The sequence below is a fragment of the Mesorhizobium sp. M0563 genome (assembly GCF_040321065.1).
Lineage (GTDB): Bacteria > Pseudomonadota > Alphaproteobacteria > Rhizobiales > Rhizobiaceae > Mesorhizobium.
This window is the reverse complement of the sequence record NZ_JAMYQV010000050.1, coordinates 1-1,218: the sequence shown is the minus strand read 5'-3', so window position 1 is coordinate 1,218 and position 1,218 is coordinate 1. Positions and strand designations below refer to the sequence as shown.

The window sequence follows — 1,218 nt, the reverse complement described above, 5'->3', positions numbered from 1 at the left end:
CACCACCGTGCCATGGCCGCTCGCCCTTCAGAGCAAGCGCCGTTCTCTCTCCAAAACTTTTTGCAGAACCTTCAGGACACTATCCACCGGCCGGTGGAGGAACGCGCCTGCGGCGCCCAGCGGAGCCACCAGGCAGGTAGGAACCGGATTGTTGGGGATCTTGCGGAACCACCGGAGCTGTTTCACCATGTCGCCGTCGAAACAAGGTCAGCACGAAGGCGCCGAGGCAGCCGCCGAGGGGATGCCGAACGGTGCAAGCCGCCAGAACAGCTTCCAGTCGATATTGCGGTGGTAATGGTGCGCCGTGCCGGATGCGGCCGTGGTGAACACTTCCGCCGCGTGCACCGCGGCCGAAGCCTGCGCCGGCGGAACGCCGAAGGAAAGCAGAACCGTCGAGGAGATCGCGCCGTATGCCATGCCAAGCGCACCGTCGACCGCCTGGGCGAGAAAGCCGACTATGGCGAACAGAATGAATTCAGTCATTGGTGTCCGCCATAAAGTGCGCCGCATGCAGGCCTGTGGATCGGGCAGCCGGCTTGGATCCGCGCCAGAGAAAAGGGCGGCATCGCTGCCGCCCTTTTCCTGTAGTTGGAGGTTGGCTGGATCAGAAATCCATACCGCCCATACCGCCCATGCCGCCGCCGCCCATGCCGCCAGGCATGCCGCCGCCGCCACCCGACTCCTTCTTCGGAGCCTCGGCGATCATGGCTTCGGTGGTGACCAGCAGGCCGGCGACCGAGGCCGCGTCCTGGAGAGCCGTGCGCACGACCTTCATCGGATCGACGATGCCCATGGCGATCATGTCGCCATATTCGCCGGTCTGGGCGTTGAAGCCGAAGGTCGCGCCCTTGTTGTCGAGGATCTTGCCGGCGACGATCGAAGCTTCGGCGCCTGCGTTCGCTGCGATCTGGCGGGCCGGAGCCTGCAGGGCGCGGCGAACGATGGCGATGCCGGCGGTCTGGTCGGCATTGGCGCCGGTGACGGTGATGGCCAGCGAAGCGCGCAGCAGGGCGACGCCGCCGCCGGGAACGATGCCTTCTTCGACGGCCGCGCGGGTCGCGTTGAGGGCGTCATCGACGCGGTCCTTCTTTTCCTTGACTTCCACTTCGGTCGCACCGCCGACGCGGATGACGGCAACGCCGCCCGCCAGCTTGGCGAGACGTTCCTGCAGCTTCTCCTTGTCGTAGTCCGAGGTGGTCTCCTCGATCTGCTGCTTGA

2 protein-coding genes are annotated in these 1,218 nt (G+C 65.7%); both read right to left on the bottom strand.

Annotated elements, in window-relative coordinates:
• Window positions 1-207: 207 nt before the first annotated feature.
• Window positions 208-483: a sulfite exporter TauE/SafE family protein gene (locus NKI50_RS30480; RefSeq protein WP_023723025.1), complete on the bottom strand. Its 276-nt coding sequence runs from the start codon at window positions 481-483 to the stop codon at window positions 208-210.
• Window positions 484-604: 121 nt separating this feature from the next.
• On the bottom strand, window positions 605-1,218 hold a 614-nt coding region (locus NKI50_RS30475; protein ID WP_352718695.1), incomplete at its 5' end, for a TCP-1/cpn60 chaperonin family protein.

What these genes read in the sequence shown, in the direction of transcription:
- NKI50_RS30480 (WP_023723025.1), bottom strand. Translation starts at nt 483, where the DNA reads ATGACTGAATTCATTCTGTTCGCCATAGTCGGCTTTCTCGCCCAGGCG.